The organism is Thalassospira alkalitolerans, assembly GCF_002115745.1.
Classification (GTDB): Bacteria; Pseudomonadota; Alphaproteobacteria; order Rhodospirillales; family Thalassospiraceae; genus Thalassospira; species Thalassospira alkalitolerans.
The window spans coordinates 308,477-329,404 of the sequence record NZ_JFKB01000002.1 but is presented as its reverse complement, the minus strand read 5'-3'; the positions used below and the strand labels follow the sequence as shown (position 1 = coordinate 329,404).

18 protein-coding genes and 2 tRNA genes are annotated in these 20,928 nt (G+C 53.2%); 7 read left to right on the top strand and 13 right to left on the bottom strand.

Going from position 1 to position 20,928, the window contains the following annotated elements:
• Nucleotides 1-44: 44 nt before the first annotated feature.
• The 6 genes from TALK_RS04480 to TALK_RS04455 all read right to left on the bottom strand — a co-directional run bounded on the left by TALK_RS04480 (nt 45) and on the right by TALK_RS04455 (nt 5,497).
• Entirely contained in the window at nt 45-413 is a 369-nt protein-coding gene (locus TALK_RS04480) for a YkvA family protein (RefSeq protein WP_085616270.1), read from the bottom strand.
• A 59-nt stretch (nt 414-472) separates the two neighbouring features.
• Nucleotides 473-757: a hypothetical protein gene (locus TALK_RS04475; protein WP_085616269.1), complete on the bottom strand. Its 285-nt coding sequence runs from the start codon at nt 755-757 to the stop codon at nt 473-475.
• Between the two features lie 108 nt (nt 758-865).
• Nucleotides 866-2,626 carry an asparagine synthase (glutamine-hydrolyzing) gene (gene asnB / locus TALK_RS04470; RefSeq protein ID WP_085616268.1) on the bottom strand — a complete coding sequence of 587 codons (1,761 nt, stop codon included), beginning with the start codon at nt 2,624-2,626 and terminating at the stop codon, nt 866-868.
• 110 nt (nt 2,627-2,736) lie between these two features.
• On the bottom strand, nt 2,737-3,501 hold the full coding sequence (locus TALK_RS04465) for a glycosyltransferase family 2 protein (RefSeq protein ID WP_085616266.1): 765 nt from the start codon (nt 3,499-3,501) through the stop codon (nt 2,737-2,739).
• The gene (locus TALK_RS04460) at nt 3,494-4,465 is read right to left on the bottom strand and encodes a glycosyltransferase family 9 protein (protein ID WP_085616264.1); all 972 of its coding nucleotides are present in this window, start codon (nt 4,463-4,465) and stop codon (nt 3,494-3,496) included. Before TALK_RS04460 ends, TALK_RS04465 begins: the two co-directional genes overlap by 8 nt.
• A gap of 3 nt (nt 4,466-4,468) precedes the next feature.
• Nucleotides 4,469-5,497: a glycosyltransferase gene (locus TALK_RS04455; protein WP_245829661.1), complete on the bottom strand. Its 1,029-nt coding sequence runs from the start codon at nt 5,495-5,497 to the stop codon at nt 4,469-4,471.
• 159 nt (nt 5,498-5,656) lie between these two features.
• Between TALK_RS04455 and ygfZ the strand changes: the two genes are divergently transcribed.
• A complete protein-coding gene (gene ygfZ / locus TALK_RS04450; protein ID WP_085616260.1) occupies nt 5,657-6,571 on the top strand; it encodes a CAF17-like 4Fe-4S cluster assembly/insertion protein YgfZ in 915 nt (304 codons plus the stop codon).
• Between the two features lie 85 nt (nt 6,572-6,656).
• Here the strand turns inward: ygfZ and ppdK are convergent, their stop codons facing one another.
• The 6 genes from ppdK to TALK_RS04420 form a co-directional block, all read right to left on the bottom strand.
• Entirely contained in the window at nt 6,657-9,320 is a 2,664-nt protein-coding gene (gene ppdK, locus TALK_RS04445; RefSeq protein WP_085616258.1) for a pyruvate, phosphate dikinase, read from the bottom strand.
• A 58-nt stretch (nt 9,321-9,378) separates the two neighbouring features.
• Complete coding sequence (gene glyS / locus TALK_RS04440) at nt 9,379-11,442, bottom strand: glycine--tRNA ligase subunit beta (RefSeq protein ID WP_085616256.1); 2,064 nt, start codon at nt 11,440-11,442, stop codon at nt 9,379-9,381.
• 3 nt (nt 11,443-11,445) lie between these two features.
• A complete protein-coding gene (locus tag TALK_RS04435) occupies nt 11,446-12,336 on the bottom strand; it encodes a glycine--tRNA ligase subunit alpha (protein ID WP_085616254.1) in 891 nt (296 codons plus the stop codon).
• Between the two features lie 246 nt (nt 12,337-12,582).
• Nucleotides 12,583-12,816 carry a hypothetical protein gene (locus TALK_RS04430; RefSeq protein ID WP_085616569.1) on the bottom strand — a complete coding sequence of 78 codons (234 nt, stop codon included), beginning with the start codon at nt 12,814-12,816 and terminating at the stop codon, nt 12,583-12,585.
• An 85-nt stretch (nt 12,817-12,901) separates the two neighbouring features.
• Nucleotides 12,902-13,687, bottom strand: coding sequence for a tRNA1(Val) (adenine(37)-N6)-methyltransferase (locus tag TALK_RS04425; protein WP_085616253.1), 786 nt, complete (start codon nt 13,685-13,687; stop codon nt 12,902-12,904).
• Nucleotides 13,688-13,725: 38 nt separating this feature from the next.
• Complete coding sequence (locus TALK_RS04420; RefSeq protein ID WP_085616251.1) at nt 13,726-13,983, bottom strand: putative signal transducing protein; 258 nt, start codon at nt 13,981-13,983, stop codon at nt 13,726-13,728.
• 294 nt (nt 13,984-14,277) lie between these two features.
• Here TALK_RS04420 and TALK_RS04415 point away from each other — a divergent pair, with 294 nt between their 5' ends.
• The 6 genes from TALK_RS04415 (at nt 14,278) to TALK_RS04390 (ending at nt 19,516) form a co-directional block, all read left to right on the top strand.
• Nucleotides 14,278-15,240: a polyprenyl synthetase family protein gene (locus tag TALK_RS04415; protein ID WP_085616567.1), complete on the top strand. Its 963-nt coding sequence runs from the start codon at nt 14,278-14,280 to the stop codon at nt 15,238-15,240.
• Nucleotides 15,241-15,327: 87 nt separating this feature from the next.
• Nucleotides 15,328-15,404 (top strand) — tRNA-Pro (locus tag TALK_RS04410).
• Nucleotides 15,405-15,607: 203 nt separating this feature from the next.
• A tRNA-Pro gene (locus tag TALK_RS04405) sits at nt 15,608-15,684 on the top strand.
• Between the two features lie 649 nt (nt 15,685-16,333).
• Nucleotides 16,334-17,395, top strand: a complete 1,062-nt coding sequence (locus tag TALK_RS04400; protein WP_085616249.1) for a TRAP transporter substrate-binding protein — start codon at nt 16,334-16,336, stop codon at nt 17,393-17,395.
• 115 nt (nt 17,396-17,510) lie between these two features.
• Nucleotides 17,511-18,101, top strand: coding sequence for a TRAP transporter small permease subunit (locus TALK_RS04395; protein WP_085616247.1), 591 nt, complete (start codon nt 17,511-17,513; stop codon nt 18,099-18,101).
• Between the two features lie 23 nt (nt 18,102-18,124).
• Complete coding sequence (locus TALK_RS04390) at nt 18,125-19,516, top strand: TRAP transporter large permease (protein WP_085616245.1); 1,392 nt, start codon at nt 18,125-18,127, stop codon at nt 19,514-19,516.
• Nucleotides 19,517-19,674: 158 nt separating this feature from the next.
• Here the strand turns inward: TALK_RS04390 and spbR are convergent, their stop codons facing one another.
• Entirely contained in the window at nt 19,675-20,811 is a 1,137-nt protein-coding gene (gene spbR / locus TALK_RS04385) for a SpbR family protein (RefSeq protein WP_085616243.1), read from the bottom strand.
• Nucleotides 20,812-20,928 lie beyond the last annotated feature (117 nt).

Genomic DNA, 20,928 nt, shown 5'->3' with positions numbered 1-20,928 from the left:
TGTCAAATACGCCAAAGGTATTGGAGGGGGGAGAGGGAGGCCATTCAGTTTCGAAACATGCGACCATCAGGACCGGTCAGCATGACAATTGCGACAATCACAGCAATCACAATGACAAGATAAAGCCACTTGCGCGACACCGGTTTGGCCGCGTCGATCACGGGTTCGTCACGAACCATGTTATCCTGAGTTGCTTCTGGCAGGCTTCGAAAGGACAGCCAGCCCAATAACGGAACAATAATCAGATCATCAATCCAGCCGATCCCAACAATCACGTCAGGCACCAGATCAATCGGACTGATCAAATAAACAAGGCCAAGCAACAGTAACGCCTTGCTGCGCAAAGGCACGTCAGATCGGAATAAGCTGCTTAAAAGGCGGGGAATAATCGCCCAGACGGATGCTTTAGCCATAAAATCCTCCGGACGGCAGCCAAACCTTCAGGTCATTTTGACAGCCCTGAGCGAAAATGTCAGCGCTCCCAATGGCCCGCAATACTGGCCTGTACAAAGCCCGAACTAAAACGCGAACCAAGACCCAGAGCATTTTTCACAACAACTGTATTGCAAACATTGCCACATGGCACTGATGACGGCACATCATGGCGAATCACATACATCTCAATCTCGCTTTTATCATCCGGAACCGGGACCAGAACTGTTTTGTTCGTAAAATCACCTGACGACACCTGAAGCCATGAAAGGGTCACAGCAAAAAGCAAAACAATTATCATCGAAAAATGGTCAGCGCGGATCATCGGTTCATTCCCGATACTGTTTCAGAAACAATCACATGCTATGCAAATGCGCCAGCGTGCAATTTGTTCCCGGCCATCCCCGCCGCCGTTTTGAAATCTTCTCGGGTTCTAATGCGTCAAGGTTTCAAACACATCGCCGCTCGGCGCGTGGCCCAAGACATTGCTGCGATGCCAAAGCGCATAAAACAGCAAATGCCATGCCGCTGCACCTTCCTTCTTGCCACCAGTGACAAACAGTTTTTCAACAGCACCCGGCTTGGCTATTTCGGTAATCCCGGGCTGTCTGGCCACCAGCGGGCCCAAACGTTTGCCCTGCTGACCAATCCATTCGGCAACCGGCACCGTAAAGCCGCGCTTTTTACCAAATGGTTCCGCCATCGGCAGACAACGATCCAACCAGTTGCGTAACATAAACTTTCCAGTGCCTTTTCGGATCTTCAAACGATCCGGCAGGCGATACGCAAATTCGGCCACCATCGGATCAAGAAACGGCGTGCGGCCTTCCAGACCATGCGCCATCAGGCAACGATCAAGCTTGATCAAAAGATCATTTGGCAACCAGTCGGAACAATCGACCGCCTGTGCAATTGCCAACCGCGAACGTTTTCCGCGGCTTTCGCGGTTTTCCGATGCTGCAATACCATCACGCCAACCGTGAACAACCTCGGCACGCAAGACATCCAGCGCATCAAAAGTCCCCTTGGACCGCATCACCCGCCCGCCAAGCAAGAAGGGCCGCATCACGGATCGATAACGCCCATAACCGCCAAAAAGCTCGTCCCCACCCTCGCCAGACAGGACAACCTTAAAATCACGCGCGGCTTCTTTTGCCAGCTTATAGGTCGGAAGGATTGCGTAATCAGCGCAAGGATCATCAACCGCCGCGGCGACTTCGGGCAACAGATCCCAAAAATCGCTTTCCGAAAACATGACTTCGATATGTCTGGCATTGCAGGCCTTGGCGACCTTGCGCGCCAATTCGCGCTCATCATGCACACTACCGGCCTCAAAGGCGGCGGTATAGGCACAGACAGGTCGTTCATTTAACCGATGCATCATGCCAAGCAGCGATGCACTATCCACCCCACCCGACAGGAACATGGCATAATCAACATCGGATCGCTGATGCAATCGCACTGCTTCTTCAAACACCCGATCCCATTCGCCAAGTGCATCCTCAAGGCTGGTCCCAAGGACGCCTTCATCACTTAAAACCGCACGACGGCGGCGTTCAACCACCCGTCCGTTTTTCAGAACAAGCGTCTCGCCCGGCAACAAGCGGTTGATACCATCAAAAATTGTATGGGTTCCGGTACCAAACTGGATTTGCAATAATTCGGCACGAACATCGGAGCGCAACTCCCGCCCTGCCAAACCGGCTGCGATCAAGGCATGGGGCTCGGATGCAAATGCGAAATAATCAGGTGTTTCAACATAATAAAGCTGTTTGATGCCAAATGGGTCACGGCATAAAATGACTTGATTATCGACCACGTCATGAATTGCAAAGGCATACATCCCGCGCAATTTATCAAACCCGGCAATACCATCGCGCGCATAAAGGCGAAGCGCTGTTTCACTATCCGATCCGGTTTTAAATCCCGCCTCGCCCAGCTCCCGCCGCAGTTCGAGATAGTTATAAATCTCGCCATTGGCAACAATCGCACTGCCGTTCTCGTGATACAGGGGCTGATCACCGGTAGTCAGGTCAATAATCGCCAGACGCGTCTGAACAAACCCAACCCCGCTCTTCACATACCGCCCTGCCCCGTCCGGACCACGATGAAGCAACGCATCACGAAGTTGGTCCAGTTTCCGGTCGTCGACATCAACACTATTCCTGGAAAGAATACCGGATACAGAGGACATATTACCTACAACCCACTTAAAATCGTGGAAGCCTTGCTTTTAAGATCGCAAAATAAAATCTACAAATTGACGGCTAAATGTCTGTCACTGTTTACAAGCGCCAACCATCCTCATTCATCGTCGTATCGAGCCTTCAAATAGGACAACATTGGGAACAAAGCTGCAAACACCGCGATCAGGAACCCCATTCCACCTTCCTTGTATCCCTTGCGCGAAACAAAACAGCGGAAAAATCGGGAAAAGATACGCCTGAAATTATTCGCAAAGCTTCCAATCTTGCCACTGGCCCTAAGATCAGCAGCACGTGCAGAACTATAACTGTTCAGTCTTTTGACCATGTCACTGATATTGCGATCGACATAATGCAACAGCGCACCGTCAAGATACGGCCCGGTTCGTCCGGTCAATTCAAATGACGGATGAACCCGTTCTGCCCTCCAGGTCTTTCTGCCAGCACGGAATAAACGCCGTACCGCCGAAGTTCCATAGGATGCCCCCCAGCCATATCGCACAAGGCGCTTGCCGATATAATTATGCACAGAAACGACAAAACAGTCGAACTCGGTATCCACGATTGCCTTGCGGATCGATTTCGCAAGTTCTTCATTCACGTGTTCATCGGCATCGACTTCAAAAACCCAATCGCCGGTCGCTTCTTGCAGAACGCGGTTGCGGCGATCGCCCTCAATGTCCCAACTTCCCGTGATGATTTTCGCGCCGAATTCACGGGCAATTTCCTCGGTCCGGTCGGTGCATTTATCGCAAAGAACGATAATTTCATCGGCAAAGGTCAGATGGCTCAAACAGGATGGAAGGCGTTCTTCCTCGTTATGTGCGCACATAACCACGGAAAGGCGCGGTGATTTATCAGCCATGAGTTCCTTCCTCCATCCGGTATTCCGCCATAAGTTCTTCTGCTGCCAAAACAACTTTGTCGACCGGCAATGTATCCATCAACACTTCCTTGGAGAAGCGACTGGTTCTGTTTTCGATAATTTTGTCATACGACCAATCGGTGCGGACTGCGCGTCCCCATTTCGCAAAAGGTCGATAATGCTCGTCCCGTGACGGACCAAACAATCCAATGGTCGGCTTTCCCGATGCAGCCGCCATATGCATCAGCCCTGAATCATTGCCAACATACAAATCAGCACGGCGCAAGCACGCCATCACGGTTAAAAGATGCTCATTGCCAAAAATCTCGGTCCGGCGATTTTCGGGGATCGATGCAATCACCGGCTCGGATGCATCACGTTCATTTGGCGCCCCCACCAGCAACACATGTGCATCTTCCAAAACACCGCCAACCGACCTTAATTTACCGATGGTTTCGGCAAAGCGTTCCGGCTGCCATGTCTTGCCGATCCAATTCGCACTTGGTCCGACCACCAAAAGCGGCCGTTCATCGAAAGGCAAAAGTTCCAAGGCACGCTTGTCATGTTCGGGCGCGGTCCAAACAAATGGCTCTGGCGCGGGATCAATACCGATCAAGCGCCCAAGTTGTTCAACCCGATGCAGATCATCATCATTGCCTGAAAGCACCACCCGCTTCCACCCCGGAAGGACATAAGCCGTTGCACTGCCACGCAGATCAACAATGATATCCCACCAATGGAACGCAACAGATTTCCAAAGCTTCCACCAATGCGCACCGCGTTTTTGTTTGGGCATTTCAATGATGCGTTCAAGCCCCGCTACGGCTTCGAAAATCGGGGCGGCAACCGGCCCACATGCCACCGTTACCTTGATACCGGGATTGGTTTCAACGTAATGACGCAATACCGATGTTGAAAGAACAGCATCGCCAAGGCGGTTCGAGGTAATGAACAGCAAGCGCACGATTTAAAGTTTCTCCAGCGCGCCAGCAACGTCAAGCCATTCACGGCGGCTACTGCGCGCGGCCTCGGACTGGCTGGCGAAAATCTGGCGGTCGGACAAAAGCTGCGTAACCAAGTTGCCATAGGCCGTTTCATCGGGAACGATATAGCCGGTCTTGCCATTTTCGACCCGCGCCTTGGCAACCCCGCCATAGGATACAACCGGCGTCGCTGCGGCCTGCGCATCGCAAATCCACTGACCGACCTGATCATGACCGTATTTACCGTGATGCAAGAAAACACGCGCATTCGCGACACGTTCAGCCATATCGCCCTCGGGCATCGGCCGGCAAACACGAACACCCTTATCGATATTTTCGCGCACCATATCGACCAATTCATCAGAAACGTCGTCGGTTTCGCCCGCCATCGCCGAAAACAGATCGGCGGCATAAATTTCAAGCACCGCATCAGGTGCCTTTGGCGCGACATAAGCCGACCAGATGCGAATAATCTGGGCAATACCGGTTTTGCTGTTGGCGACCGTCACCGCAAGATCATCGCGGCTTTCAAACGCCCAATGCATGTTTGACGCCATGGCAAAGGCCGGGCACGCCCCAGGGGCAATTACAACCGGTCGTTTGGCCGTCTCACCGTCGAATGCCTTGCCCTGATCTTCATGGACAAAAATCACCAAGGCACCGGTTTCAAGCAAAGCCAATCGCGCCTTATCAGCATTAAGCTCAGGCGCCAGACCATCGAACCAAAGCCAGCAATCAACACCGTCAGGGATTGATGGATGACGCAGCAATTCCGCATCGCGCCAGACCAGAACCCGATCCACCGGATCGCCACCAAACGGCGGCATCGCGCTATCAAGCTGTCGCCAGGCAACAGCGTTATGATCAAGATCGATGCCGCCGTTCCGGCGGGCTTCAACCTTGTGACCACGGGCAACAAGGGCCTCGGCCAATGCGATAAATCCGCGTTGGCGCGATCCCAGCGGGCGGGCTTCACGATCCTTGGGATCAAAGCCGATTGAACGGTCCAGCATCAATATTTTCATACAAGCGTTCTATCGGTTCCCGGGCAATTTATGAAGGCTTTTCTTGCAATATAACTCTTTTGCCATACATCAAACGCCCCTTGCCAAATCCCGGTCATTGCCCCACATTTCGGCCAACGAATTCCGATAAACCGGAGCCATAAGAAAATGAGTGAGACTTTATACACCCCCTTGCCTGACCGGGCCGTTATCCGTGTCAGCGGGCCAGACCGCATCAGCTTCCTTCAAGGGCTGGTATCAAACGACATCGAAAAAATCACCGCTGATCATTCCGGCTATGGGGCGCTTTTGACCCCGCAGGGAAAATTCCTGTTTGATTTTTTCATCTATCAGCAGGACCAGGACAGCCTTCTGATCGATTGCGAACGTGGCGAAGACGGTGCGCGCGCCGCCGAGTTTTATAAAAAACTCCGCATGTACAAACTGCGCGCCAAGGTCGAGCTAACCGACGTCACCGAAAGCTATGACGTCATTACCGTCTTTGGCGACGGTGCGCTTACAGCCCTTAATCTGCCTGACACAGCCGGTGCGACGGCACCATTGGCAGACGGCATCAAGGCTGTCGACCCACGCCTGAGCTTGATCGGCGCACGTGTTTTGCTGCCGAAAAATGAACTGGCCCAGATGGCGGCGATTGGCGCAACCGAAAGTGATGCCGCCACCTATCATCAGCGCCGCGTGACCCTTGGCCTGCCCAATGGCAGCGAGGAAATGGAAATCGACCGGGCGATCTTGCTTGAAAACGGGTTCGAGGAACTTGGCGGCGTTGATTTCAAAAAAGGCTGCTATATGGGCCAAGAATTGACCGCACGCACCAAGTATCGCGGCCTTGTGCGCAAACGCCTGCTGCCAATCACGATTATCGGCCCGGCGCCTGAAACCGGCACAGCCATCATGAATGGCGACAAGGAAGCCGGTATCATCCGCAGCATCCATGGCAATGGCGGTCTTGCCCTGATCCGGCTGGAACGCATTGGCAATGACGCGGAACTGACCGCTGGCGATGCCAAAATCACCGTTCATGTGCCTGATTGGGTCAATCTGCCGGAACCTGCGGCCTAAAACAAAAAAACACCTAAAAGTAAAACGGCGGCAGGATAACCTGCCGCCGTTTTACTAATATGCATCCGGATCACATCCGTACAAATTAGCTTTTCAGTGCTGCCTGCGCTGCGGCAAGGCGGGCAATCGGCACGCGATAGGGCGAACACGATACGTAATCCAAGCCCAATTGATCACAGAATGCGATCGATGACGGATCGCCGCCATGTTCACCGCAAATGCCAAGCTTGATGTCGCTTCGCGTTTTGCGGCCACGTTCGGCCGCAATCCTGACCAACTCACCAACCCCTTCCTGATCAAGCGATACAAACGGATCACCGGCAAAGATATCCTTGGAAATATAGGTATCAAGGAACCGGGATGCGTCATCACGTGACAGACCATAGGTCGTCTGGGTCAAATCGTTGGTCCCAAAGCTAAAGAATTCGGCTTCTTCGGCGATTTCACCAGCTTTAAGTGCGGCACGCGGCAATTCGATCATGGTGCCGACAAGGAATTCAAGCTTGGCCGATTTTTCGGCCTCGACTTCGCTCGCAACATTGATGATCACGGCCTTAAGGATTTCAAGTTCCTTCTTGCCGATGATCAGCGGGATCATGATTTCCGGGATTACCGGATCGCCGCCATCCTTTGAAACCTCAATCGCGGCTTCAAAAATCGCGCGCGTCTGCATTTCATAGATTTCAGGATAACTGATGCCAAGACGACAGCCGCGATGACCCAGCATCGGGTTAGCTTCCGAAAGCTCCAATATCCGGCGACGCACAACCGCCTCGGCCACACCCGCAGCATTGGCAACTTCGGCGATTTCCGCATCGCCATGCGGCAGGAACTCATGCAACGGCGGATCAAGCAAACGGATCGTCACCGGCAGTCCCTTCATGATCCGGAACAGATCAATAAAGTCCTGACGCTGATAGGGCAGAAGCTTGTCCAAGGCCGCACGGCGGCCCTTTTCGGTATCGGCCAAAATCATTTCGCGCATGGAAATGATGCGTGCCGGGTCAAAGAACATATGTTCTGTCCGGCAAAGGCCAATACCCTCGGCCCCAAATCCCCGCGCGGTTGCCGCGTCATCGGGGGTTTCGGCATTGGTGCGGACCTTAAGTCGGCGCACACCATCGGCCCATTCCATCAATTGCGAAAAATCACCCGAAAGATCAGGCTTCAGGGTCGCAACCTCGCCCAACATCACTTCGCCGGTTGCCCCGTCAAGGGTGATCACATCCCCTTCCTTAAGGGTTACCCCACCTGACATCATGGTTTTATTGGCATAGTCGATCTTGACCTGACCGGCACCACAAACACACGGCGTTCCCATGCCACGTGCCACCACGGCCGCGTGGCTGGTCATGCCACCGCGCGATGTCAAAATACCTTCCGCAGCATGCATACCGGCAATATCTTCGGGGCTGGTTTCGATCCGCACCAGAATGACCTTGTGGCCCCGGCTGTGCACCCAATCTTCGGCCACTTCGGCGGAAAAGACGATCTGGCCGGATGCCGCGCCGGGCGATGCCGGAAGCCCCATGCCAATCACCTTGCGCTCCGCCGCCGGATCAAGCGTTGGATGCAACAATTGATCAAGCTGGGCCGGATCAACACGGCGAAGCGCATCTTCACGTGTGATCACATTTGCCTCGCACATTTCGACCGCGATACGAAGGGCTGCTTTGGCAGTCCGTTTCCCTGCCCGGGTCTGCAGCATATAAAGTTTGCCCGATTGAACGGTGAATTCCATGTCCTGCATATCGCGATAATGCGCTTCCAGCTTGTCGCGGATATCGCATAACTCGCCAAAGACGCCAGGCATGGTTTCTTCCATAGACCGAAGGTCAGAACCGGATTCTTCGCGTTCGATCTTGGTCAACGGTGCCGGGGTACGAATACCCGCAACCACGTCTTCGCCCTGCGCATTAATCAGGTATTCACCATAAAACCGATCTTCGCCGGTTGATGGATTGCGCGAGAAACAAACACCGGTCGCACAATCATCGCCCATATTGCCAAAGACCATGGCCTGAACGTTAACCGCCGTGCCCCAGCTGGCCGGGATGCTATGCAAACGCCGATACGTATTGGCACGCGCATTCATCCAGCTACCAAAAACCGCCCCAATCGCGCCCCAAAGCTGTTCACGCGGGTCCTGCGGGAAAGGACGCCCAAGTTCGGTATCGACCTTTTTCTTGAACCCCTGAACAACCGCCTGCCAGTCATCGGCATCCATTTCGGTATCAAGGACATAGCCCTTGTCTTCCTTGTGGATTTCAAGAATTTCTTCGAAATGATAATGTTCAACGCCCAGAACGACATCGCCATACATCTGAATAAAGCGGCGATAGCTATCATACGCAAAACGGCGATCACCAGAGACCGCCGCCAAACCTTCAACCGTTTCATCATTCAGGCCGAGATTAAGAACAGTATCCATCATGCCGGGCATCGATGCCCGCGCGCCGGATCGAACAGAAACCAGCAACGGATCTTTGGCATCGCCAAATTTACGGCCCACCAGCGCTTCAATAGCCGCCAGTGATTTTTCAACTTCGGTATCCAGACCATCGGGGTACGCACGGTCATTGTCATAAAATGCCGTGCAAACTTCGGTCGTAATGGTAAAGCCCGGCGGGACCGGAAGCCCAAGATTGCTCATCTCGGCAAGGTTCGCACCTTTACCGCCCAAAAGCTCGCGCATATCGGAACGTCCTTCGGCGCTACCGCCACCGAAGCCGTATACCCATTTGGTCATCTTGCCTTTTCCTCATCTGGTCAAGGCGATGCGGGGAACCCCGTGTCCTTGACCGTATTTATGACTCGATCTTCGAGAAATCGGCAACATCATGCAGGGCAGTACGAATTTGCGCCAAAAGCTTAAGCCGGTTGGCACGTTCTTCTGCCTTGTCACTATTTACCGTGACCCCTTCGAAGAATGCATCGACCGGGCCCCGCAAATGCGCGAACTCGGCCATAGCCGCGGCATAATTCTCAGCCCGCAGAAGCGGCAAAGCCTTATGCCGGACATCGATGAGCGCCTGATACAGTTTACGTTCCTCGTCCTGCGTCAGAAGATCGGCGGAAACCTCCGCATCATAGGATTTCTCATCCTTCTTTTCTTCGATACGCAGAATGTTGGACGCACGCTTGTACCCAGCCATAAGGTTGACGCCGCTTTCACCCGAAACAAAATCGGCAAGCGCATCAACACGGGCCAGAAGGCGGACAAGATCGTCCTCGCCATCCAATGCAAACACGGCAGACACCAGATCATGGCGCACACCTTGTTCACGCAGATGGACTTTCAGGCGGTCGGCAAAGAATGCCAAAAGTTCATCAACCGCCTCGTCACGACGAATAGAGGCCGGATATTGGGAAACGGCAAAGGCAAATATGCGCCGCAGCGGCACCCGCAAACCATTTTCCAAAACCAGCCGGATGACACCCAATGCCGCGCGACGCAATGCGAACGGATCTTTTGACCCGGTCGGTTTTTCATCAATCGCAAAGAACCCGGCAAGGGTATCGAGCTTCTCAGCCAGTGCCAAAGCAACCGAAACCGGTGCGGCCGGACACATATCCGACGGACCAGCCGGGGCATAATGCTCGGCAATGGCATTGGCGACTTCCGGGGCTTCGCCGTCATTTTCGGCGTAATATTTCCCCATCAATCCCTGAAGTTCAGTAAATTCAAACACCATGTTCGAAACCAGATCGGCCTTGGCGATTTCCGCCGCACGATCCGCCAATTTGATATCGCAATCGTCAATATCGGCCGAGAGTTCACGCGCCAGCCCGCGCAGGCGCAAAACGCGCGCGGCCAGCGTGCCAAGCTTGGCATGGAACACAATGGTGTCGAGTTTCGGCAAACGCTGTTCCAGCGTCATCTTCCGGTCCTGATCCCAGAAGAATTTCGCATCATGCAAACGCGCACGCAAAACCCGCTCATTCCCGGCGATGATCTGGGCGTTGTTATCCATCGTCACCATGTTGGAAATGGTGATGAAACGTGCAGCCAGTTTGCCGGTTTTGTCTTCGATCACGAAATATTTCTGGTGTTCACGCATCGAGGTTTCCAAAACCTCGCGCGGGATGTCCATAAACTGGTCATCGACCTTGCCCATCACCGGCACAGGCCATTCAACAAGACCACAGACTTCTTCCAAAAGTCCGTTATCTTCCAAAAGCTTGAAACCTTCGGCCTCGGCCAGCTTGCGCGCCCCGTTCAGAATGACTTTCTTGCGTTCTTCACGGTCCAGCATAACTTTGGCAAAGGCAAGCTTGGCCTTATATTCCCTGGCACTGGCAACGCTAAAGGTTGCCGGGGCCAGGAAACGATGGCCGCTTGTGATATTCCCTGCGGTGACCGGACCATATGATACCGGGATCACCTTGCCGTTAAACAGGCACAGGATGCGGTCAAGTTGACGGACCCAGCGAACTTTCTGATCGGCCCAGCGCATCGATTTTGGCCAAGGCAGCTTTGCCATAGCGTCTTCGACGATATCCTTGATCACTTCGGCACTGGCACGGCCTTTTTGCTCGACAATCGCAAACAGGAAAACACCCTTGGGCGTTTCACGCTTTTCACATTGTTCAAGCGTCACACCATTACCGCCCAAAAAGCCTGCAATCGCCTTTTCCGGTGCATCGGCACGCGGACCGCGGCGTTCTTCGCGAAGGTCGGGCTGTTTTTCCGGCAGGCCATCAATAATCAGGGTCAAACGGCGCGGTGTGACCAATGCTTCGACGTGATCAAATCCAAGGTCGGCGGCTTTCAAACCCGCAGTCACCAGCTTGGTCAGATCATCGGACGCACGCGCCTGCATGCGGGCCGGAATTTCTTCGGAAAACAGTTCAAGCAGCAATTCGGCCATGACCTATGCCTCCTCTTTCAGATGACCGCGCGACCGAAGCCACGCCTCGCAGCAGGATTTCGACATATCACGAACGCGGCCAATATAGGCCGCACGTTCGGTGACCGAAATCACGCCGCGCGCATCAAGAAGGTTAAAGATATGGCTGGCCTTCATCGCCTGCTCATAAGCCGGAAGGGCCAGACCGCGCGCGATATTAACGCCGCATTCGGCCTGTGCATCTTTAAAGTGCTGGAACAAAACGTCTGTATTGGCGACTTCAAAGTTATAGGCCGATTGTTCCTTTTCGTTTTGCAGGAACACATCGCCATAGGTCACGCCATTGCCGTTGTAATCAAGGTCGTAAACGTTTTCGACACCCTGAATATACATCGCCAATCGTTCAAGCCCATAGGTCATCTCGACCGGAACCGGATCGCATTCATAGCCGCCAACCTGCTGGAAATAGGTAAACTGGGTAACTTCCATCCCGTCCAGCCACACTTCCCAACCAAGGCCCCAAGCGCCAAGCGTCGGGCTTTCCCAGTCATCCTCGACAAAGCGGATATCATGCGCCAACGGATCAATGCCCAGATGCGCCAGCGAACCAAGGTAAAGATCCTGCGAATTGGCCGGTGACGGCTTCATCAGAACCTGAAACTGGTAATAATGCTGAAGACGGTTCGGGTTCTCGCCGTAACGACCATCGGTCGGGCGGCGGCACGGCTGCACATAGGCAACATTCCAGCTTTCCGGACCCAGCGCGCGCAACGTGGTTGCGGTATGGAACGTACCGGCCCCGACTTCAAGGTCATAGGGCTGCAGGATGACACATCCCTTATCTGCCCAATAGCTTTGCAGTCGAAGGATGATTTCCTGGAATGATGGGGGACGTTGCGACCCGTCGAGCGCCATTGCGCGAACTCACTATTATGTTGTCGGTAAATTTAGAGCGGCAAGCTACCGCCCCACCCCGTCGCGGTCAAGAACGCAAAAGCCCTGAGGGGGCCTGAATTTCGCGCTTTTATGCCATCGCGCCGATTTTTATACCGCGTTGCAGCATATAGCATCCACAGAACGGATTGCTTTTCCAAGCAAAAATACCGGCTATTGGCCGAAAGTAGCAGAAATCAGCAAAGGTAAATATGTAACCTGCGCAAATCAGCGGTCACAAACATGCGCGCTGCCATCGGCATGGTAAACGCCGCATTTCGGGCATTTCACCAGATCATGCGCCACCGCTTCGTGTTTCTGCGATTTTGCCTGCTTGGCGTGACGGGTTTGTTTCGGTTGTTCCTGCGCGGAAACCTGCTTGGCACGGTTAAACAGCTTAAAGCCCTGCCACACCACCACAACGATCAATGCGGTAAAAAGGATTTTCGAAAAACTCAGCATGGCATAATCCCAAAGCATCAATTTTGAGGCCCGCAACCGACCGGCGGTGCAACTTTCAATGCCCTTATATTAAACCACAGCCGATTTAGAAACCGGGCAATGCAGATAGACTGCGTAAAAGCGCATTGGTTTCGGGCAAATACACTCCGGCCTCATCATGCAAAACAATCCCGCGCCGCATCCTAAGCGGCGATGAAACACCCTTGCGCGCCGATACAATCACACGCAACGGCGTTTCCGCACTGGCTTTGCTCCAGATCGGATAAATCGTCATATCACCGGCCCGGCCATGCAAAAGCCCGATAATCCGATCGAGATGATCTGCCCGGTGCACGATAGAAATCCGCCCCTTGGGGCGCAGCATCTTCAAACAGAACCAGATCCAGCTTTTCAAATCGGCGGTAATTTCCTGATGGGCCTTGGCCCGGCTTTCATTGGCCGGGCGTGTACCGCCGGGATAAAAGGGCGGGTTTGTGATCACCTGATCAAAACTGGCCGCCGCCAATGGCAAGCCGCGATCATTGATGTCCCCATGGATCGGCATCACCCGGCCAATCAGATCGTTTTCAACAACATTGCGGCAATACAGCGCATAGAGATCATCTTGAATCTCCACCCCGGTCACCTGTGCATCGTCCAGACGGCGCGCCACACACAGCCCGGCCGAACCAACTGCCGCCCCGACATCAAGGATTTTCTGATCACGTCTGGAATTGATCGACACCGCTGCGGCCAGAAAAACAGCATCAATCGCCACACGATACCCATCAACCGGCTGTTTAAGGATCACCGACCCTCCCAGCAGGAAATCATGGCTAATACGGTCTTCCGCAAAATCGGGAACCTTAAATGCGCAATCGGTCTGGGTCATTCGTCCGCTTAATCCTGCACTGCTTATATGCCAGATTCCTATTCCTGAACGTCCCCGGCCTCGGAATCATGTCGTGCGTTATGCGCATCCAGATCGCGTCTGGCAATATCAAGAGTATATTTTGCCCGGCTTTCGTCTGTTGGATCGACCATCAAACGGCGCGGCAAAGCCCCGATCGATCCTTCAAGAATACTGGCATGATAATCAAAAATATGGCTGCCAATGCCTTCGTCGGCGAGAACCGATTGCGCCCAGCTAAGCTCTATCGGGTCATTGCTGCGAAATAGCTCGATCATACGTTTTATGTACCCTGACTGGTTATTGTATAATTATGTTGTCTATATATATGCGCAGGGCAGTGCAAATTTGACCTCGGTCAGTACCGGATGCCCCCAAAACAAGGCATTGTTGCGCAACGGGCAACGATTTGTCCACTTGACCATAACCGCCCGGCGTCTCTATGTTGAGGCCGCCCACTGAAATCAGCGTTACCCGTCCCGGTGGGCGGGGTCAATACGCCAAAAATTGTTTCGGATTAAAGCGTGACCAAAATCGCAACGCAGCAGACGACCGAGCCCAGCCTTGATTCCATGATCCGCCTTGTCGATGCCGACATGAAGCGCGTCAATCAAGTTATCATCGATAATATGCACAGTGATGTTGCACTGATCCCGCAACTGGCAAGCCATCTGGTGGCCGCAGGCGGCAAACGCATGCGCCCGATGCTGACACTGGCATCCGCCCAGCTTTGCGGCTATCAGGGCGGTACGTCTGCGGTTGATCTTGCGGCCTGTGTCGAATTTATCCACACCGCAACACTGCTTCATGATGATGTTGTCGATGAAAGCCTGCTCCGCCGTGGCCAGGCATCGGCCAATGCCCTGTTTGGCAACGAAGCCAGCGTGCTGGTCGGTGACTTCCTGTTTGCGCGCGCATTTGTTGTCATGGTCAAAAACGGCTCGCTTAAGGTCCTCGACATTCTGGCCAAGGCATCGGCGGTCATTGCCGAAGGCGAAGTCTTGCAGCTATCGACCGCCAATGACATGGCGACCACGGAAAAATCCTATCTCGAAGTCATTACCGCAAAAACGGCAGCGCTGTTTGGTGCAGCATCACAAATCGGTGCGGTGGTTGCCAATCGCCCGGCCGAGGATGAAGAAGCCCTTCGCCTGTATGGCATCTATCTTGGCTCCGCGTTCCAGCTGATTGACGATGTGCTGGATTATTCCGCGCATCAGGCAACCCTTGGCAAAACCGTCGGCGATGATTTCCGCGACGGTAAAGTCACCCTGCCGGTCATCATTTCCTATGCCAAAGGCACCGAAGAAGAAAAAACCTTCTGGCGCCGCTGCATGGAAGATCAGGAATTCGTCGATGGCGACCTTGATCGCGCCCAGAAACTGATCCGCAAATATGATGCACTTGACGCATCAATGAACCGTGCCCGTGAATTTGGCCAGATGGCCATCGATACCCTGACGCGCTTTGATGATGGTCCGGCCAAGGACGCAATGATCGAAGCCGTCGAGTTTTGTATTTCTCGCCCATACTGATATCGCATGCCGGGGTCCCGGCCTTTTGGCGCAAAAAATCCTTGCGTCAAACGGCAATTGGGATTATCACCCGGCTTCGCAGAATGACGGAGCGTAGCTCAGCCTGGTAGAGTACTGCCTTCGGGAGGCAGGGGTCGGAGGTTCGATTCCTCTCGCTCCGACCATCATTCAAAGGCCCTGAAACGGTTTCCGTTTTGGGGCCTTTTGCGTATTCAGGGTTTGCCACCATTTTCACCCAAAATATGGCGGACAAACGCAGGCCTATGGCCCCCTGAAATCCCCCACCGGAAACAGCCAACTTTTTTGACCAAATTGGCCGGATTATGCTTGATCCCACCAGAAAGACGGGCTAAAAACCGCGAACTGACGGAGCGTAGCTCAGCCTGGTAGAGTACTGCCTTCGGGAGGCAGGGGTCGGAGGTTCGATTCCTCTCGCTCCGACCATCAGTCGGGAAGCCTTTTCAAAGGCTTCCCGTTTTCATTTCAGACCCTTTATTCCCAGATCGCACTCATTGCCCCGGCTTGCACATGACGCCCCGGATCGACGAAATCTCCGGCGCCAAATCATTGCGCCCCAAAAGACCTCCAAATGGTCAAAACCACCACATCGCCATAATCAAGCAGAACCGCACCGGTTTGATCCTTCCGGTTTGCACCTGCAATGGCGATATTGCGCTATCCGGTTTCTGACGCGGGTTCCTGCACGGCTTTCCATCCACATCAAAACTTCTGTTTCCGACCTTTGACGGCAAATTTCGGGGGACACCGATTCGCTCCAAAGGATAGGTCGCACACGCTTCACCTATAACAATTTTGAATGAGAGCTATGCAATATGATCCACTTGGTGGAAATACGCATTTCCATGCGGAAATCCCGCTTTTCCGGTAAAATCAAGCAATATTTGTGCGCTAGCGAAGATATTTTCTTGCGCCGCGGGCGAAACAAACTTGCCCATACTTGCCAAATACGCTTAAGCTTCGCCCCGCAACAAGAGGATCGGAAAGATTCCGCCGGTAATAATAAAAGCAACAGGCGGTTGTCGTTCCGATGTGGTAATACCAATTTCGGACTTCTTTAGGGAGGAAGATACGAATGAAATTTTCTAATATTCTGAAATCAGCAACCTGTGTGGCTGTCCTTGCAGCGGCTGCACTTACTTCGGTTGCTTCTAATGCCGATGCCTCAGAACGTGTTCGCTGGAAAATGGGTTCGACCTATTCTGGCAGCCTGACCCAGCTTGGGACGCTTGGCAAACGCGTTGATGAAAGAATTGACGCTGTTTCTGGCGGCAATATCAACATTAAATTCTATGAGCCGGGCGCACTTGTTCCGGCACTTGAAGTCTTCGATGCGGTTTCAACCGGTTCCATCGATGCTGCTTTCTCGACCCCGGGTTACTGGGCTGGTAAAGTTCCCGCACTGCAACTATTTGGTTCCGTTCCATTCGGTCCGCAGGCCGGTGAATATCTGGCATGGGTTAAATTTGGCGGCGGTCAGGAAATCTTTGACAAGCTGTATGCCGAACACGGTATCAAGTCGCTGTTCTGCGGCCTGATCGCACCAGAAGCTTCTGGCTGGTTTTCCAAGGAAATCAACAGTGTTGATGACCTTAAAGGCCTGAAAATGCGCTTCTTCGGTCTTGGCGCGAAAGTCATGGAGAAGCTTGGCGTTTCAACGCAGCTTCTTTCGGCTGGCGACATCTATCCGGCACTTGAACTCGGCACCATTGATGCGACCGAATTCTCGATGCCTGCGATTGATCTCAAGCTCGGCTTCTACCAGGTTGCCAAATACTACTACTTCCCAGGCTGGCATCAGCAGTCCACCTTCTTCGATCTTATGATCAACAAAGAGAAGTGGGACGGTTTGGACAAAACCCAGCAGGCACAGATCGAAAGCGTCTGTAACGACAATCTGGCCTATGGTTTTGCCGAAGGTGAAGCAATTCAGTTCGCAGCCCTGAAAGAACTTCAGGAAAAAGGTGTGAACATCAAGAAATGGTCGCCTGAAATGCTCGACGCCATGCGTGGCGCTTGGGAAGAAGTCGCCGGCGAACTTTCTGCACAGGATGCGCCTTTCAAAGAAGCATATGAAAACCTGCAGAGCTTCCGCGCAGACTACAAAATCTGGAAAGATATCGGATATCTCGATTAATCTGTCCTGGGTCTGAGGCGACTTGCATCAGACCACAAGAAAAGTCTCGGCAAGGCCGGGTGCCAAATGGCCCCGGCCTTGACCGCGAAAAGAAAAGACCCCGGGAGGCTCTTTAATGGAAGCGCTACTAAAACTGAGTGACGGCATTGATGCCATCGTTTCCCGTGTCGGGAAATGGGCTGCCCTGCTCGCAATCCCGCTGATGCTGACCATCGTATACGATGTGATACAGCGTAAATTTGGCGGTCAGGGATCAATCAAGCTGCAGGAACTGGAATGGCATCTCCATACCGGCCTGTTCATGCTGTGTTTCGGTTTTGGCTATATTCGTGACTCACATGTCCGTATCGAACTAATCCGTGACAACCTTCGCCCGCGCACACGTGCCATAATCGAAATGATCGGTGCAATTCTGTGTATTTTACCATTTTGCGGGCTGGTACTTTATTTTGGTTATGACTTTGTGCTTCGGTCCTTCGAAAACAACGAAGTTTCGGCTGCAACCACTGGTCTGACCCATCGCTGGATCATCAAATCGACCATTCCCATCGGCTTCGGCCTTCTCGCCATGGCCGGTCTTTCGGTCTTTCTTAAATGCTATGTCTTTGTGTTCGGCCCGACCAACCTGCGTAATCACGCCGGTCACTATGTTGGCGCCACACATCACGCAGACCTTGGCAACGAAGCCGCCAGGCTCAAAGACTGATCGCGGAACGGGGATAATTCCAAATGGAAAACTTCTATATCGAAGACTGGTTTCCGCTGATCATGTTTGCCTCACTGGGCATTCTGGTGTTCTCGGGTCTTCCGGTTGCATTTGTCATTTCAGGCATCGGGATTGCGTTCGGCCTTCTCGGCATGGCCTTTGACGTCTTCTCATTCATTGAATTCTTCAACATCGTGTCCCGCATCTGGGGCGGCATTGCCGAAAATATGGTGATGGTTGCCGTGCCGATGTTCATTTACATGGGAACGATGCTTGAAAAAAGCGGGGTCGCCGAAGACCTTCTTGAATGCCTGAACATGCTGATGCGCAAGGTTCCGGGCGGTCTGGCACTTTCCGTTACCCTGATGGGAACGATCATGGCCGCGACCACCGGTATTATCGGTGCATCGGTTGTCATGATGACCCTTCTGGCCCTGCCTGTCATGCTGCGCCGCAATTACGATCCGTCGCTTGCGACCGGAACGATTGCCGCATCGGGGACATTGGGCATTCTGATCCCGCCAAGCATCATGCTGGTTCTGATGTCCGACCTCCTGTCAATATCGGTCGGCAATCTGTTCCTGGCCTCGATCATTCCGGGCCTGTTGCTGGCATCGCTTTACACCATCTATATCTTCGTCCGCTGCCAGATGCAGCCGCATCTGGCCCCCCCCCTGCCCGACGACGAAGCCGTCCACGGCATGGATTTGGTGCGTATGATGGTGCGCAGCTTCATCCCGCCGGTTTTCCTGATCGTTCTGGTTCTGGGATCTATTTTTGCCGGTTTTGCCACCCCGACCGAGGCCGCAGGCGTTGGTGCGGTTGGCGCAACCTTCCTGGCAATCGTCAAAGGCCGTCTGAAATGGGATGTGCTTAAAGACGTCTGTGAACGGTCCGCCCTTACCGGTGCGATGCTGTTCTTCCTGTTTGCCGGGGCAACTGTATTCTCCTATGTCTTCCGTTCACTGGGCGGCGATGATCTGGTCATTGATCTGGTCAACAGTGCCGGTCTTGGCGCATGGGGTATTCTGTTCCTGCTGATGCTGATCGTGTTCATCCTCGGCTTCTTCTTTGACTGGGTGGAAATCACCCTGATCGTCCTGCCGATCTTTGCGCCGGTCATTGCCCAGCTTGATTTTGGTGATCATCTGATGGTTGCCGGTATCGGGGCAACAGAATCCCAAATCCTGACGTGGTTCGCGGTGATGGTTGCGGTCAATCTGCAAACCAGCTTCCTGACACCACCCTTTGGCTTTGCGCTATTCTATCTCAAAGGTGTTGCGCCAAAATCGATCTCCATCCAGCAGATTTACAAAGGCATTATCCCCTTCGTGATCCTGCAGGTGATTGGGCTGTTGCTGGTGATGTATTTCCCGGAACTGGCTCTTTGGATGCCAAACACTTTACTTGAATAGGATCACCTGATCCCCATATCAAAGGCGCCGTGCAAACGGCGCCTTTTTTGATGGCCATCCTCGCCCCGCGCCCGCGGGCTGATCCCGATGATGCCACAAAACAAAACCGCCCGAAAAACGGGCGGTTTTTAAAATATCCAAACGATCATGCGCGGTAATTAGTGCGGCAAATTCCGCTCGCTGGGTAATTGCAACATGCGGCCCATCAGGTAATCGACATCATCGGAATCAAATTCAACTCCAAGATCACCATACTGCGTCAAGACCCGCTCAATCATCCGGCGCGAATAACGTTCACGATCACGTTCGCCGCCATCCAAATCGGTTTCATGCGCAACTTCCACTGCCGCCCGGACCCCCGGGAAGAAATGGGCAGGCATTTCAGCTTTGTTGTAAATCGCCTCAAACCCGAACGGACCACTGTCATGGATCAGAATGCGGGTATTGATCAGCGACACCCCCGCACGTCGCGCCAATGCCGCTTCAAAGAACGCAACATCACCCATGCAAAGCGCGCGCAAGATCAAGCCACTGGTCAAACGATTATTGGTATGAAGATGCTCGACCAGCACTTCAACGTCGCGTTCTTCCGCCCCCTCGCCCAAAAGGCCGATCGTGGCACTTTCCTGTGACTGGGTCATCACCGCATTGACGATCCCTTCGGGGATATGACCGCGCGAAATCAGTTCGGACCGCATGCGATCCGATACCAGGGTCACCAGCCGTTCGGCAATCGTGATTGGCAGATGATTGCGTTCAATCATCGGTTTTTGAATGCGTTCGTTCTCGCCGAAATCATCGACGACTTTTTGCAACAAATGTTCGCTGAGTTCGGCACCGTCATTTGATATCAAATCGACCATGACATCTTCATGACCGATATCCACCAGGGTCGCAGAAACAATTTCCGACACATGCGGGCGTGATGCAATTGCACGCTGTTTCTCAACACTGTCGGCATTGTCGCCGATGATATCAACCAGATCCTCGTCATTCAGAACTTCTGAAAACTTCAGGACCGGCAGGGCCACATCATCAACATCGCGCGCCAAAGTGGCGGCAACGTCATGTGGCACCAAAGGTGTTTGTTTCAAGTTCTTGGCCAACGCCTTGCGCACACGCACTTCGGCGTCACGCACCATCAAGCGAAAGATATCCTCCGCAAGAATACGCTCACTGTCGCTGAGAGTATCAGCGGTAAATTCACGACTGATTTTATCAGCCGTTTCAGCACGATTCTTCCCGGACGGATCCTGAATCAGATTGCTAAGATCTTCTTTGGTTATACGCGGCAATGGAGCTCTCCCGGCACGCTAAGCAATCGGCTGCCAACCATTCGTATATCTTTATACACTGTAGACCCGATTGACTAAACGCAAATTATTATAAGCCTGCATGTGCTAGATGTCGTG